The 14,661-nt window shown below is 56.8% G+C and carries 14 protein-coding genes and 1 tRNA gene; 5 read left to right on the forward strand and 10 right to left on the reverse strand.

The features are described from left to right. Positions 1-39: 39 nt before the first annotated feature. Together ACQ4OB_RS17430 and ACQ4OB_RS17435 are read left to right on the forward strand one after the other, a co-directional pair. The gene (locus tag ACQ4OB_RS17430; RefSeq protein ID WP_074880485.1) at positions 40-750 is read left to right on the forward strand and encodes a response regulator; all 711 of its coding nucleotides are present in this window, start codon (positions 40-42) and stop codon (positions 748-750) included. Then, positions 747-2,144: a HAMP domain-containing sensor histidine kinase gene (locus ACQ4OB_RS17435; RefSeq protein ID WP_430956115.1), complete on the forward strand. Its 1,398-nt coding sequence runs from the start codon at positions 747-749 to the stop codon at positions 2,142-2,144. The genes ACQ4OB_RS17430 and ACQ4OB_RS17435 overlap by 4 nt, the downstream gene beginning before the upstream one ends. Before the next feature lie 191 nt (positions 2,145-2,335). Here the strand turns inward: ACQ4OB_RS17435 and ACQ4OB_RS17440 are convergent, their stop codons facing one another. Genes ACQ4OB_RS17440 through ACQ4OB_RS17455 form a run of 4 tightly spaced genes read right to left on the reverse strand, consistent with a single transcriptional unit; the run spans position 2,336 to position 7,468 of the window. Next, positions 2,336-2,557 carry a formate dehydrogenase subunit delta gene (locus ACQ4OB_RS17440; protein WP_074873927.1) on the reverse strand — a complete coding sequence of 74 codons (222 nt, stop codon included), beginning with the start codon at positions 2,555-2,557 and terminating at the stop codon, positions 2,336-2,338. Further along, the gene (gene fdhF / locus ACQ4OB_RS17445) at positions 2,554-5,436 is read right to left on the reverse strand and encodes a formate dehydrogenase subunit alpha (protein ID WP_074873928.1); all 2,883 of its coding nucleotides are present in this window, start codon (positions 5,434-5,436) and stop codon (positions 2,554-2,556) included. Before fdhF ends, ACQ4OB_RS17440 begins: the two co-directional genes overlap by 4 nt. Then, complete coding sequence (locus ACQ4OB_RS17450) at positions 5,433-6,995, reverse strand: formate dehydrogenase beta subunit (RefSeq protein WP_430956116.1); 1,563 nt, start codon at positions 6,993-6,995, stop codon at positions 5,433-5,435. Before ACQ4OB_RS17450 ends, fdhF begins: the two co-directional genes overlap by 4 nt. After that, on the reverse strand, positions 6,992-7,468 hold the full coding sequence (locus ACQ4OB_RS17455; protein ID WP_074873929.1) for a formate dehydrogenase subunit gamma: 477 nt from the start codon (positions 7,466-7,468) through the stop codon (positions 6,992-6,994). Before ACQ4OB_RS17455 ends, ACQ4OB_RS17450 begins: the two co-directional genes overlap by 4 nt. A gap of 442 nt (positions 7,469-7,910) precedes the next feature. On the opposite strand from ACQ4OB_RS17455, the gene ACQ4OB_RS17460 reads away from it, so the two are divergent. Next, complete coding sequence (locus tag ACQ4OB_RS17460) at positions 7,911-8,270, forward strand: potassium channel family protein (protein ID WP_430956117.1); 360 nt, start codon at positions 7,911-7,913, stop codon at positions 8,268-8,270. A 507-nt stretch (positions 8,271-8,777) separates the two neighbouring features. Here the strand turns inward: ACQ4OB_RS17460 and ACQ4OB_RS17465 are convergent. After that, positions 8,778-9,089 (reverse strand): DUF3077 domain-containing protein, encoded by a 312-nt coding sequence (locus ACQ4OB_RS17465; RefSeq protein WP_430956118.1) that lies wholly within the window; start codon positions 9,087-9,089, stop codon positions 8,778-8,780. A 594-nt stretch (positions 9,090-9,683) separates the two neighbouring features. On the opposite strand from ACQ4OB_RS17465, the gene ACQ4OB_RS17470 reads away from it, so the two are divergent. Beyond that, positions 9,684-10,157, forward strand: a complete 474-nt coding sequence (locus tag ACQ4OB_RS17470) for a hypothetical protein (protein ID WP_430956119.1) — start codon at positions 9,684-9,686, stop codon at positions 10,155-10,157. A 387-nt stretch (positions 10,158-10,544) separates the two neighbouring features. Here ACQ4OB_RS17470 and ACQ4OB_RS17475 read toward each other — a convergent pair whose 3' ends face one another. From ACQ4OB_RS17475 to ACQ4OB_RS17495, 5 genes are all read right to left on the reverse strand, one after another. Continuing rightward, positions 10,545-11,051: a HEPN domain-containing protein gene (locus tag ACQ4OB_RS17475; protein ID WP_430956120.1), complete on the reverse strand. Its 507-nt coding sequence runs from the start codon at positions 11,049-11,051 to the stop codon at positions 10,545-10,547. 11 nt (positions 11,052-11,062) lie between these two features. Continuing rightward, a complete protein-coding gene (locus ACQ4OB_RS17480) occupies positions 11,063-12,160 on the reverse strand; it encodes a DUF262 domain-containing protein (RefSeq protein ID WP_430956121.1) in 1,098 nt (365 codons plus the stop codon). Between the two features lie 272 nt (positions 12,161-12,432). After that, the gene (locus ACQ4OB_RS17485; protein WP_430956122.1) at positions 12,433-12,606 is read right to left on the reverse strand and encodes a hypothetical protein; all 174 of its coding nucleotides are present in this window, start codon (positions 12,604-12,606) and stop codon (positions 12,433-12,435) included. A gap of 316 nt (positions 12,607-12,922) precedes the next feature. Further along, a complete protein-coding gene (locus ACQ4OB_RS17490; RefSeq protein ID WP_430956123.1) occupies positions 12,923-13,252 on the reverse strand; it encodes a hypothetical protein in 330 nt (109 codons plus the stop codon). Between the two features lie 163 nt (positions 13,253-13,415). Next, positions 13,416-13,500 (reverse strand) — tRNA-Leu (locus ACQ4OB_RS17495). A 107-nt stretch (positions 13,501-13,607) separates the two neighbouring features. Here ACQ4OB_RS17495 and queA point away from each other — a divergent pair. Then, positions 13,608-14,657 (forward strand): tRNA preQ1(34) S-adenosylmethionine ribosyltransferase-isomerase QueA, encoded by a 1,050-nt coding sequence (queA, locus tag ACQ4OB_RS17500; RefSeq protein WP_074873938.1) that lies wholly within the window; start codon positions 13,608-13,610, stop codon positions 14,655-14,657. Positions 14,658-14,661: the final 4 nt, after the last annotated feature.

Raw genomic sequence — 14,661 nt, forward strand, 5'->3', positions numbered from 1 at the left:
TTTAGATGGCGGTTCCATTCGCCCCTTAAGTGACCTTTGGTGAACAGCCTTTTAATTGTGGACGACGACCTTGAAGTCCTCGATCTCCTGAAAAAATTCTTCGTGCAGCACGGCTACAGCGTCGAAGTCGCCACCGATGGCGCGTCGCTGTGGGCGGCCATCGAGCGACAGCCGCCAGACCTGATCATTCTTGATGTGATGTTGCCCGGGGACAGCGGGCTGATCCTGTGCCAGCAACTGCGGATCCGATACGCGATACCGGTGATCATGCTCACCGCCATGGGGGAACTCAGTGATCGGGTCGTCGGCCTGGAACTGGGCGCCGACGATTACTTGACCAAACCCTTCGACGCCCGTGAACTGCTGGCCCGAGTGCGCGCCGTGCTGCGTCGCGTGGACGAGCGCCGTCCGGTATTGCAGGAACGGCCACGGCCGCTGATCGACTTCGCCGACTGGCACCTGGACGTCACGCGACGTGAACTGCGCTCGCCGGACAACGTGATGATTCCGCTGTCGGCCGGTGAGTTCGACTTGCTGCTGGTCTTCGTCGAACACCCGCAACGCATTCTCACCCGCGAGCAATTGCTGGACCTGGCGCGCGGGCATTGTCATGAAGCGTTCGATCGCAGCATCGACGTCCAGGTCAGTCGCCTGCGCCGCAAACTCGAGTCCGACACCAAGCGGCCGGCGATGATTCGCACGGTGCGCAATGGCGGTTACCTGTTCACGCCCAGCGTGACGCGGCGATGAGCGGGTTGAAGCGGATGCGCGCCCGAGACTGGCCGCAAGATACGGTGGCGCGCTGGATCGCGTTGACGATCATCCTGGCCATGCTCATTTCACTGGCGCTCAATGGGCTGTTTATCCAACTGGCCGGCGTCTGGGCGCGCCCGCCGCTGACCGAAATCGGCCTGCTGGAAAAAGCTGCCGCCATCACTCGTGTGGTCGAGGCCGCTCCGGCGCCCCTGCGCAACTCATTGGCGCAAGCGGCCAGCGAGAACGGCTTTACCGTCAGTTGGCATCCTGATAGGCACGATCTCAATTTGCCCGCCGTGGAAGATCCGAAATCCGGCATCGGCTCGACCATTCTGCAGCCCATGCTCAAGACCCCTGACCGACGCATCGAAGCCTATGAACCGGCCGACTGGACGGAACACACGGCCGATGCCCATTACGCGTTATTGATCGAGCTATCGGATTCGACATGGCTGATGTTCTCCGCGCCCTCGCGCAGTTGGGGGCTCGACGAAACGCCGCGCTACCTGATCGTCATCCTGCTGGTGCTGATCTCCACCGCCGTGGTCGCGCTGATCGCCACCCGGCGCCTCGCCACACCGTTGCAGCACTTCGCCGAAGGGGCCCGGCGCTTCGGCGTGGACTTTCGCGCACCGCCGATCGAACCGCTCGGCCCCCACGAAATCCGCCAGGCGATCCTCGCGTTCAATGCCATGCAGGCCCAACTGCAGCACTTCATCCGCGACCGCACGCAAATGCTCGCCGCCATCTCCCACGACCTGCGCGCGCCCCTGACGCGGATGCGCTTGCGGGGGGAATTCATTGAAGACAGCGAGCAACAGCAGCGGTTGTTTCGGGACGTGGATGAAATGCAGGCAATGATCAACTCGGCGCTGGAGTTCTTTCGCGATGATGCGCGGCTTGAGCCTGCGACCCAGTTCGATCTGGCGGAATTGCTGCAAACGCTGCTGGACGATTATCGGGATCAGGGCGTCGACATTACGTTCAGCGGGCCGCTGCGGTGGGTGTATTTCGGGCGACCGTTGGGGCTTAAGCGGGTGATGACCAATCTGCTGGATAACGCGATCAAGTACGGCAGTGAGCCGGCGATTGAACTGAGCCCGGGAGCTGGCGAGGTGAGGATCAAAGTGCTGGATCGTGGGCCGGGGATTGCGGAGGCCAGCCTTGAACAAGTGTTCGTGCCGTTTTTCCGGTTGGAAGGTTCGCGGAACAAGAGCACCGGGGGTGTTGGTTTGGGGTTGTCAGCGGCGCGGGCGATTGTGCTGGAACACGGAGGCGAGCTGACACTGCGTAATCGGTCGAAGGGTGGGTTGGAGGCGTTGGTGGTGTTGCCGGTGCATCCAACGCCCAGACAGTTAAGCAATTTCTGCAATGACGCAATCTTGTAGCAGCTGGCGGAGCCTGCGTTCGGTTCGGGCCGCGATCGGACGTAGCAGTCGTAAAACCTGAGCTTGCGGTCTTCCTGAAACACCGCATCTTCTTATTTCACGACTGCTGCGTCCGATCGCGGCCCGAACCGAACGCAGGCTGCGCCAGCTGCTACAAAAAATTGCGTGACGGCTTAACGGATCGTGTGGGCCTAAGCCTCCCAGCCCGCGCCACTGACCGCCGCTTGTGCCAGTGGATGCAAGTCTGCCCCTTGATGCTCCGTCTGCCAGGCCAGCAATTCCTTGCGCATGCCGGGCGTCCAGTACATCTGCAAATGATTACGCACGCCGAGCACGGCCTGTTGCTGGTCCGGTTCGGTGGCGAAGTACTGGGCGATCTGGTTGACCATTTTGATCAGGTTTTCAGTGCTCATCGGCGTACCTCGGCTTTAGTGCCACGCGCCTTACGGCGTTCGTCGAGCAGGCGGTGTTGGTTGTCACTGAACTCCTGATAGCGTTTTTGCCACTCGGACGGGTGATAGACGCGGCTGACTTCCACGGCCGTGACCTTGTACTCCGGACAGTTGGTGGCCCAGTCGGAGTTGTCGGTAGTGATCACGTTGGCCCCCGATTCAGGGAAGTGGAACGTGGTGTACACCACGCCCGGGGCGACCCGTTCGGTGACCCGCGCACGCAGTACGGTCTGGCCGGCGCGGCTGCCGATGCCGACCCAGTCACCTTCGTTGATGCCACGGCTCTCGGCGTCGGTCGGGTGGATTTCCAGGCGGTCTTCGTCGTGCCAGGCAACGTTCTCGGTACGCCGTGTCTGAGCGCCGACGTTGTACTGGCTGAGAATGCGTCCGGTGGTCAGCAGCAGCGGATAGCGATTGTTGACCTTCTCCTCGGTGGGCACGTAGCCGGTGAGCATGAAGCGCCCCTTGCCGCGCACGAACTCCTCGATGTGCATGGTCGGCGTGCCGTCCGGTGCCGCGGCGTTGCACGGCCATTGCAGACTGCCGTGGCGATCCAGTTCGGCGTAGCTGACGTTGGTGAAGGTCGGCGTCAGGCTGGCGATTTCATCCATGATTTCTGATGGATGCGCGTAGTTCATCGGGTAGCCCAGGGCGTTGGCCAGGGCCACGGTGCCTTCCCAGTCGGCCTTGCCGCCCAGAGGGTCCATGACTTTGCGCACTCGGGAGATGCGTCGTTCGGCGTTGGTGAAGGTGCCGTCTTTTTCCAGGAACGAACTGCCCGGCAGGAACACGTGGGCGAACTTGGCGGTTTCGTTGAGGAAAATGTCCTGCACCACGATGCATTCCATGGCGGACAGGGCTGCGGTGACGTGTTGGGTATTCGGGTCGCTCTGGGCGATGTCTTCACCTTGGCAATACAAGCCCTTGAAGCTACCGCTCAACGCAGCCTCGAACATGTTGGGAATGCGCAGGCCCGGGTCGGGTTGCAGGGTGACATTCCAGGCCTGTTCGAACTGGGTCCGCACCACCTCGTTGGAAATGTGCCGGTAGCCGGGCAACTCATGGGGGAAGGAGCCCATGTCGCAGGAGCCCTGAACGTTGTTTTGCCCTCGCAGCGGGTTCACGCCCACGCCTTCGCGGCCGATGTTGCCGGTGGCCATGGCCAGGTTGGCGATGCCCATGACGGCGGTGCTGCCCTGGCTGTGCTCGGTGACGCCCAGGCCGTAATAGATCGCCGCGTTGCCGCCAGTGGCATACAGGCGAGCGGCGGCGCGGATGTCGGCAGGGTCTACGCCGCAGATGGCGCCGAGGACTTCCGGCGAGTTGTCCGCGCGGCTGACGAATTCGCTCCAGTGGGCGAAATCCGTGCCTTCGCAACGGGCGTCGATGAAGGGCTGATTGAGTAGGCCTTCGGTGACGATGACGTGGGCCAGGGCATTGAGCATGGCGACGTTGGTGCCCGGGCGCAGGGCCAGGTGCAATTCGGCGCGAGCATGCACCGAGTCCACCAGATCAATGCGCCGTGGGTCGATGACGATCAGCCGCGCGCCTTCACGCAAGCGGCGTTTGAGTTGGGAAGCGAACACCGGGTGGGCGTCGCTGGGGTTGGCGCCCATCACCAGGATCACGTCGGCCTGCATCACCGAATCAAAACTCTGGGTCCCGGCGGACTCGCCGAGGGTTTGTTTCAGGCCATAGCCGGTCGGCGAGTGGCAGACCCGCGCACAGGTGTCGACGTTGTTGTTGCCGAACGCAGCACGCACCAGTTTTTGTACCAGGTAGGTTTCTTCGTTGGTGCAACGGCTGGAGGTGATGCCACCAATCGAATCGCGGCCGTATTTCTGCTGCAATCGACGGAATTCGCTGGCGGCGTAGGTCACCGCTTCATCCCAGCTGACTTCCTGCCAGGGGTCGGTGATGTTTTTGCGGATCATCGGTGTGGTGATGCGATCCGGGTGGGTGGCGTAGCCCCAGGCAAAGCGTCCTTTGACGCAGGAATGGCCGTGGTTGGCCTGGCCGTTCTTGTCTGGAACCATGCGCACCAACTGGTCGCCTTTCATCTCGGCGCGGAACGAGCAACCCACGCCGCAATAGGCACAGGTGGTGATCACGCTGCGTTCGGGCTGGCCCAGTTCGACCACGCTTTTTTCCATCAGGGTCGCGGTCGGGCAGGCTTGCACACAAGCGCCGCAGGACACGCATTCCGAGTCGAGGAAGTTCTCGCCACCGGCGGCCTCGACCCGGGATTCGAAACCGCGTCCGGTAATGGTCAGGGCAAAAGTGCCCTGGGTTTCTTCGCAGGCACGCACGCAGCGGTTGCAGACGATGCACTTGCTCGGGTCGTAATCGAAGTAGGGGTTGGAGGTGTCCTTCACGTCGGCCAGGTGGTTGTCGCCTTCATAGCCGTAACGCACTTCGCGCAGGCCGACCTGGCCGGCGACGGTTTGCAGCTCGCAGTTGCCGTTGGCCGAACAGGTCAGGCAATCCAGCGGGTGATCGGAGATGTACAGCTCCATGACGTTGCGGCGCAGGGTCGCGAGTTTTGGCGTCTGGGTGTGCACGGTCATGCCTTCGGTGACCGGCGTGGTGCAGGACGCGGGGTAGCCGCGCATGCCGTCGATCTCCACCAGGCACATGCGGCAGGAGCCGAAGGCTTCCAGGCTGTCGGTGGCACACAGTTTCGGAATGGTGGTGCCCAGCAGCGCAGCGGCGCGCATCACCGAGGTGCCTTCGGGCACGCTGATGCTGCGCCCGTCGATGTTCAGGGTCACCTGCACGTCGCTGTCGCGGGCAGGAGTGCCCAGGTCGATATCGGTTTTCGGGTCGAAGAGAGTGATCATTGGTCGGCCTCCGAAGATTGCAGACCGAAGTCGGCGGGGAAGTACTTGAGGGCGCTGGCCACCGGAAACGGGGCCATGCCGCCCAACGCACACAGCGAACCGTATTGCATCGTGTCGCACAGGTCCTTGAGGATGATCACCTGCTCTTCGCGACCGCTCTGGTCTGGCGCGGCGAGCAGGCGGTCGATCACCTCCACGCCCCGGGTCGAGCCGATGCGGCACGGCGTGCATTTGCCGCAGGATTCCTCGGCGCAAAACTGCATGGCGAAACGCGCCATTTGGGCCATGTCCACCGTGTCATCCGCCACCACCACACCACCGTGGCCGAGCATCGCGCCAATGGCGGCGAACGCTTCGTAATCCAGCGGCGTATCGAATTGCGACGGCGGCACCCACGTGCCGAGCGGGCCGCCCACCTGCGCAGCCTTCAGCGGCCGGCCACTGGCGGTCCCGCCGCCGTAGTCTTCCACCAGTTCCCGCAGCGTCAGGCCAAAGGCCCGTTCCACCAGCCCGCCGTGACGAATATTGCCCGCCAATTGGAAGGGCATGGTGCCAAGGGAACGGCCCATGCCGTAATCGCGATAGAACTGCGCACCCTTGGCCAGAATCAGCGGCACCGAGGCCAGGGTCAGCACGTTGTGCACTAGCGTCGGCAAACCGAACAGACCCTTCAAGGCCGGAATCGGCGGCTTGGCGCGAACGATCCCGCGCTTGCCTTCGAGCGAGTCCAGCAGCGCGGTTTCTTCACCGCAGATGTACGCGCCGGCACCGACCCGCACTTCCATATCGAAGGCCAGGCCGCTGCCGCCGACATTGGCCCCGAGGTAACCGGCGGACCGAGCAATGTTCAGCGCCTGGCGCAGTGTGGCCACGGCGTCCGGATATTCCGAGCGCACATAAATGTAGCCGTAAGTGGCTCCGACGGTGATGCCGGCAATGGCCATGCCTTCGATCAGCAGGAAGGGGTCGCCTTCCATCAACATCCGGTCGGCGAAAGTGCCTGAGTCGCCTTCGTCGGCGTTGCACACAATGTACTTCTGCGCAGCCTCGGTAGCGCGCACCGTGCGCCATTTGATCCCGGCCGGGAACGCCGCGCCGCCACGGCCACGCAGGCCTGAATCGAACACTTCCGTCGCGGTCTGCTCGCCGCCCACTGCGACGGCGCGGGTCAAACCCTCGAAGCCACCGTGGGCCCGGTAATCATCCAGGGACAACGGCCGGGTAATGCCGGCGCGGGCGAACAGCAGGCGTTGTTGAGTCTTGAGATAAGGCAGTTCTTCCACCAGGCCCAAGGCCAGTGGATGCGCGGACGGCTCGCCTTTCAGGGCTTCAAGCACGGACGGCACATCGGCGGCGGTCAGCGGGCCAAAACCGATCCGGCCTTGCGGACTGTCCACTTCCAGCAGCGGTTCCAGCCAGTACAGGCCGCGCGAACTGGTGCGCTGCAACTCCAGCGGCAGATTGCGTTCCTGCGCCTGAGTGATAAGGGCCACCGCCACCTCATCGGCACCCACGGCACGGGCAAGAGAATCAGTGGGCAAATAAAGCGTCGGCATCATGCGTCCTCCCGGCAAGCGTCGAGCAAAGCATCCAGACGCTCGGCACTGAGCCGCGCATGCACTTGGCCATCCAGTTCCAGAGCGGGCGAGCAGGCGCAAGCACCGAGGCAATATACCGGACGCAAACTGATGCTGCCGTCGGCGCTACTGCCGTGATCGTCCAGTTGCAGACGCTCGCGCAACTGCGCGGCAAGCTGCTCGGCGCCGCGGCTCTTGCACGACTCGGCGCGGCACAGCCGCAGGATATGCCGGGCCGGCGGCGCGGTACGGAAGTCATGGTAAAAGCTGATCACCCCGCGAACCTCGGCCTGACTCAGGTTCAGCGCGTGGGCAATCTCGGGGACGGCCGCATCGGGGATGTAACCGATGCCCTCCTGAATCTCATGAAGAATCGGCAACAGTGCGCCAGCAGAGCCCTTGTGGCGCTCCAGTACGCTGTTGACCATCGGCAATTGCAACATCTCATCAGGCATTCAGCATTCCTCACGGTCACGGACAAACCAGAGGGTTGTCGGTCGTCCGAAAGTGTCGGCTGCGGCACTCACACCACGTCACGGAATCGTGGCAATTTCAGGCCGTCGGCCAGGGCACCCTGAGCGGGCATCTTGTAGTGCCCGGCACGGTCTTCGCCGCACCTTTTATAGGGCATTGAGGCAGCTTGCCACGCTGCTTTTGATTCGACCGCACCAAAGCGACGTGTTCAGTTCTGCCTACGACTATCCATTAAGTCTAGATGAGCACTGCCAGAGGCGTTGTCCCCTCCGTTGGTTGAAGTCATGGGCGGGTTTGGAAAACAAAGATGTGATCAAGGCGGGAGTGAAATGGATCAGTTGACCAACAGTTTCCAGCGCCTGTGCCAAGCTGATGGGATGCGAACACGCCTACCGTTCAGGCAAACCTCAGGAAGCCCATGACATGAAGCCCTCTCATGCATCGCACGTCCGTCGAGAATTCTTCAAAGCCATCGGGTTCTATTTGCGCGTTGTCTGGCCGATTTTTTCCGTACTGTTTCTGCTGGTCGTACTGTTCGGCCTGATCATCAGCTACCTGGAGGGCTGGGATCCTTTGGACGGCATCTATTTCGGCTTCGTGACCGGTTTGACCATCGGCTATGGAGAACTCGTGCCGAAACTGGGCGTCTCGCGGATTCTGGCGATTTTGCTGGGGTTCAACGGGGTGCTGATGACGGCGATATTTGCGGCGATCAGCGTTCGGGCGATTGAGGTTGCAGTGCGGGCGGCGGGGCAGGAAGAGTCGGGTAAGCCGACGGCGTGAAGTCATGCTTGGTTGCGAACGGAAATACAATCCCTTGTAGGAGCGAGCTCGCCCGAGCCGAAAAACAAAAAAAACCGAAAAACCTCGGGCCAAATCCCAAATCCCAATCACCCCACACAACCCCTGTGGGAGCGGGCTTGCTCGCGAAAGCGCCAGCCCTGCCAACATCGCTACTAAAGCTAGCCACTACCTCTCAGCCTTCGCCGCCGTCCGCTTGGGTGTAGGCACAAACCAGTGTTGTATGTGACGTCGACGTTGACATAGTCATCAGGCTTCGACAGCATCCATCCCAATCGCGCCCGATCCCCTGGTGCTGGCTTAGTCCGGCATTACGTTCGGGCCTTCTTGTTTGTGGAACATGGAAGTTGCCTAAGCCAACTCTTCCAAAGACGCTCCAACCACCCCCTGTGGGAGCGAGCTTGCTCGCGATAGCGCCAGCCCAGCCAACATATATGCTGAATCAGCTGCCACCATCGCAAGCCACCCACACCCCACAGGCCTCAAACACTAAGCTTCAGCCTTAGCCCCCGCCCGCTTAGACGCCAGCTCATTATCCCGATCCCGATTCAGCACCTTCACCGCATCATCCACCACTGCCTTACTCATCGCCGTCAAATAATGCGCGGCCCAGGCGTGGCGGTCGGTGTCTGTGGCGTAGGCAGCATCTTCGTTCAGCTTCTTGGCGAGAAACAGAAAGTCAGAAGCCATGGATAACGCATCGCCGAGGGGGACGCCGCGAGTGACGTGGAAGAGTGGTTGATCCGCGCAGTAGATGGCGGGGGTTAGGCCGATGGTTTTGAGTTCTGGTTGATCGGTCATTTGCCACCTCCGATAACGGATAGGCAGCGGGGAAGGGCGTTACGCAATTGGGAATTGCGTAGAGGGAAAAGCCAAATTTTGTACGGATTGATGCTGCGCATTATCAGACTCCTTGATATGTGAAGCTGCCGCATTCGTTTCCACACGAATGGGTGACAGCTGTGCGCAGGGTGGAAAACCGGGAATCAAGGAAACCGGCACGCCCGAAGACGTCCCACGCACAGCCGCCATAACTCACGCCGCAGGCATAAAAAAAGCGCCGGCAGACGTGATGGGGGCGCTGTTGCGCCTTGAATTACTCGGGTTTCCACACCCGGTCGCTGAATTGGCAGCGACGGTGGGAGGGTATCGTGCCGTTTCCTATGCTGCAACCGTTGGAAAGCTTGAATCTCAAACTCCGTTCCGAGGAAAGCACCCCGGAAAATAGATGCGAAACTCAAATTGCAGGCTTAATCCCTTGGCGGCGTATACTGCCTTGATAGAAGTACTTTCAATTTAAGCGACAGTCGTTGGAGGGCATTGTTTGCAGTCCCGTCATGGGATATGTAAAAAATGGGGCAGTCCTATCTTGAATGACTGATTTTAGGAGGTGGAATGGGGTATTTTGAGATAGTTCTTTCTGTTTCTAGTGTGTTGCTTGGGTTTGGTTTGAGTTCTGCATATGCGTGGCTGAAGAACTTAAAAAAAGCCAAATATATTTCTGTTGTTATGTTGCGTGAAATACGACTAAATATACGGTCTCTTGAAGAGGAACTTTCTGTTGCTGATAGTTATTTGGGTGGCGCTCTTCCCAGATGTGTCGAGTCGCTGGGTCTTGTTGAGATTGCTGGTAGATTGGACGATAGTATTTTTAGGGAGTCTTTTGATTCTTGCCGTTTTGATATCCCGTTGTTAGGTTTGGTTTCAGCGGAAGCAGTTTTTGTTTTTTACGAATCAGCACAAACTCAGCCAAAATCACTACGAGAAATCGAGCGTTGGGCGGGTAATATTCGGCATGGACTGATTAAAGATATAATTGGCGAGCTGATTTCAAAAGCTAAAAGTGCAGAGCAGGCTATTTTGAGATAGTTGTAAAAATTAAATTTCTCTGAAGAGGAGTTAAATCTTTTTCTAAAAAATTCCAAATTCGTTGTCGATGTATTGTGAAGTAATTCAGCTTTAGTTGGTTTTTAAGCGTAGGTGTTTATCTATTGCTAGGCCGAAAAAAATGAAAATTAATGTATGTTTGGGTTTTCTTTAAAAGGCTTGTGCATAAGGCTATGTTTTTAGGGTGTTTAAAATCTGTTATATGGGTGGTCGTTACTTTTTGCGCTCGATTCGGTATTGGTTGAGTTGAATTTAGCTTTGATGTCAGCCCGAGGTGCGCTTCGGGCTGACATCAAAGATTAAAGTGCTGGAGTTTGACGCGTAGAAGGTGTTGAACCTTTATAGGTATGTGGCATGTTCTTTTTACGCTTATCTTTTCATTGTTTCTGCGATGCACTTAATGACTTCTTTTCCGTCCTGGTATGCCTGAGTTATTTCGGCGTACGTGGATGTTGAGTTTATCTTTCCCTCGTGCGCAAAATCATTTCTCCAAGTTATCAGGTTTGAGTATGAGTTTTTTATATCTCTTCTGTTTGTTTGTAGGTATGCGATTGCCGCATGGTTTAGTTTCTTGTCAAATCGCGACAGATATTTTGGGCCAAATCTCTTTATATAGTCGGATTTTATTGTGCTGAGGGCTATTTTTCCATTGATTCGATTGAAATAGCTTTCAGTGAATGTGCCTAGAACTTTGTGTTTGTCTTGTGCAAACTTAATGAATATGTCCTTAACGGCGAGTTCGTATACAGTTACTGCGGCAATTGCAACAAATCCAACGTATTTTGCTTTTAGAAGTGGGTCGTTGACGGTAGGCATAATTGTATTTAAGTGTGCAACTATATCATCTGCGTGTTGGAAGTGATTTGAGTAGTTCATCGACGCACCTGTTATAAGTATTCACGTACGACATTGAAGCGGTCTTGTAGTGTTTTTGCGTCGGTGGTGTTATAGCTTGTTAAATTTTGGAATCGTTTGTCTTTTAATAATGACGAAAATGCTTTGCTTATACTTTCCGGTTTTATTGTCTTTGTCTTCTCGATGATTACGCACATGACGGAGTCGAGGGCTGACATATTGAGGGGGCCCCTTAAATGAAAAGGCTTTTCTCCGAGGGTCTCAACAATCAGGCTAGTGGCTTTGGGGAATGCCTGAAAAAAGTTTTTTACCTTGGCGGTGTTCGCGTTTTCATTTTTTTTCATGGCCGCGTTTAAGAACTCTCGCATAGGCTTTTCGTACTTCTCGCTTGTTCCAGTAAGTGCGAAAACTCTCAATAATAGCTCGGTGTCTTTTTGGTGTTTGTCAAGGAATGGGCGGCCTATAATTTTTCGCCAATTCGGGTCGGTGTTAGCTTTCTTTAGTTGCTCTGAGAATTCACCCATGAAAACACAGTTGCGTATCTCCTGCGGTTTTAGGGGAGTACCACCTGTGTTGAGGCGTTCGAAAATGTGGTACGCGCTTGTGCTTTCGCCTATTGGCGCCATCTGTCTAATATTTATGGCGCGGAGTACGGATTGTTTTAGTTTTCGCTGATCTGACTCTTCTAGGTCGCTGAATTTAAGGTTGTAATATGGGCTGTTTTTGTTTAGCCCTGAAAGTCTAAATACTTGACGTTTTCCGTGAGTGCTCTCTTTGCCGAAATACCCGTCCATAAAGAATACGATGCTGAGTATTCGTTGTTGGCCATCAATAACTAAATTTCTATTTTTTTCATCGATATAAAAAAATACTGGAGGTACGGGAAGTCCGCAAAGAAAAGAGTCTATGAGCAATGATGATTGCTTGATTGACCAAACAAACTCTCGCTGGTAGCTTGGGATTTTAATGTCCCCATCGGCCCACATTTGGGCTAGGCCTGATAATGTGTAATCCGAGGGGTAGGACGTTATGTCATATGACATTGAGACAGGTTCTTCAGACTCCTCTTCAAGCTCTTCTTCTATATCGAGTTCTGTGTCTAGTTCTGTATCTGGGAGACTGGCGGTCATGTCGATATCCATGTCGGGGTTGAATTTTTTTGCTTTGTTAGAAGATGGCTAATCTGTCTAATTTTCAGAGTTTTTTAATTCTAGTCTTAGCCTTCTTTTACTTTAGTGTAAGCTACTATTTTGCCAGCATGCTGTCCACTGATAAGTAGGGATGAGGACGAGCTAGCTCGCCCGGCAGATACGCGTTTATCGATAGAGTCGAGTTCTAACTGCTTACGGAAAACTCGCGACGCTTGGCAAGTACGCACACCCCGACATAGTCGGATGGGTTTTTACAGGCGCCGATAGCAGCAATCCCAGTAACTGATCATGCGAGCTTGCGTCGTTTGAAAGTACGCCTGATTATCTCGAATGAAACGACCGTAAAGCGTCGGATCGAGCGTCGGCAGATGCGTTTCAACGGTTTCAAGAATCTGGATGATGTACTCGCCCGTCAGCTGGAGCATGAACGGGACAGCCCAAGGTTCATGCGCTGAGAGAATCCGCTCCAATTGAAGTTGCCGCACATGACCATCGGTGGTGTCGTGTCAGAAGGCACGAAAGCAAAATGCTCGGTTTTTCAGTCAAGTGGTCAAAGGCTTCCTCATAACCCAGGTCATAAATCCGGTAAGGAATGGCTTATTTCTCCTCACCGACTCTGACCTCTATGAGTCGATGCATTGCCACGCGCGCCTGGCGGAGCTGACCTATAACCTAGTCGAGAGCCTTTGCCTTTTGTTCAAGGCAAGACGGAAACGCCCGGCGTGCTCGATGTATCATCATTCACAGAATGTCTTTCAAATAGTCCTTAAGCGCAATGAGCGGCGCATTAAGCAGCTCCATTGTCCGCGCACTGCTGAAATCAGCTGCCAACCGTTGCAGCTCTCGCCCTAGCGGCGTATCAGCCCCGCCTATAGCGTCCAGCGCCAAACCTACACAGTGCGCCACTCTAAACTGAATACCCTCGACATCACCCCGGCGAACCAACAACCCAAACACCTCCCGCTCATAATCACTCATGATCGGATCATCCCGCAGAATCGGACTTTCTCCTTCCCGCTCATAAGCCAGCTTGAGGGCGAAAAGGGCAACGGTTTCCAGTGGCAATTCCATTGTGTGAATCCTTGATTCGTTGGCTGAGCGGTTTGGGTGGTGGCATTGAAAAGCAAGATCAAAAAGATCGCAGCCTTTGGTAGCCCCTACGGGGTGGCGGGGTGGGGCTCACTTTTCTACAGACGAAAAAAAAGGCCTTGCAAAGCAAGACCTTTCTTAATTTTGGTGCCCCGAGGGAGACTCGAACTCCCACTTCTTGCGAAAACGGATTTTGAATCCGCCGCGTCTACCAATTCCGCCATCAGGGCTCAATGGCGGCGAAGTATAGAGATGAGATAACCGTCGGTCAATCAGGTACATGGAGAATTTTTGATATTTCCGCTAGACTTCCCGGCCCTGCTAGACGAACCCCATCATGCGCGTTGCTGACTTTACCTTCGAGCTCCCTGATTCGCTGATCGCCCGCCATCCTTTGGCTGAGCGTCGCAACAGTCGCCTGTTGACCCTTGATGGGGTCAGCGGCGCCCTGGCACACCGTCAATTCACTGATTTGCTTGAGCATTTGCGCCCGGGCGATTTGATGGTGTTTAACAATACCCGGGTGATTCCGGCGCGGCTGTTTGGCCAGAAGGCTTCCGGCGGCAAGCTGGAAATTCTGGTGGAGCGGGTGCTCGACAGTCATCGCGTGCTGGCCCATGTGCGGTCCAGCAAGTCGCCGAAGCCGGGGTCGAAAATCCTGATCGACGGTGGTGGCGAAGCCGAGATGCTGGCGCGTCATGACGCGTTGTTCGAGTTGGGGTTCGCCGAAGAGGTGTTGCCGCTGCTCGACCGCGTCGGGCACATGCCGTTGCCTCCTTATATAGACCGCCCGGACGAAGGCTCGGACCGCGAGCGTTATCAGACGGTCTACGCCGAGCGTTTGGGCGCGGTGGCGGCGCCGACGGCGGGGCTGCATTTCGATCAGCCGCTGATGGAGGCGATTGCCGCCAAGGGCGTCGAAACCGCGTTCGTGACCTTGCACGTCGGTGCGGGTACGTTCCAGCCGGTGCGTGTCGAGAAGATCGAAGATCACCACATGCACAGCGAATGGCTGGAAGTCGGCCAGGACGTGGTCGATGCCGTCGAAGCCTGCCGCGCTCGCGGTGGTCGCGTGGTGGCGGTGGGCACCACCAGCGTGCGTTCCCTGGAAAGTGCCGCGCGCGATGGCGTGCTCAAGCCGTTCAGTGGCGACACCGACATCTTTATCTACCCGGGCCGGCCGTTTCATGTGGTCGATGCCCTGGTCACCAACTTCCATTTGCCCGAATCCACGCTGTTGATGCTGGTTTCGGCGTTTGCCGGTTATCCCGAAGCCATGGCTGCCTATAAAGCAGCGGTGGAGCATGGTTACCGCTTTTTCAGCTACGGTGATGCGATGTTTATCACCCGTAATCCGGCGCCACGCGGCCCTGAGGAAACAGTATGAGTCG

The sequence above is a fragment of the Pseudomonas sp. ES4 genome (assembly GCF_050586665.1).
Taxonomy (GTDB): domain Bacteria; phylum Pseudomonadota; class Gammaproteobacteria; order Pseudomonadales; family Pseudomonadaceae; genus Aquipseudomonas; species Aquipseudomonas frederiksbergensis.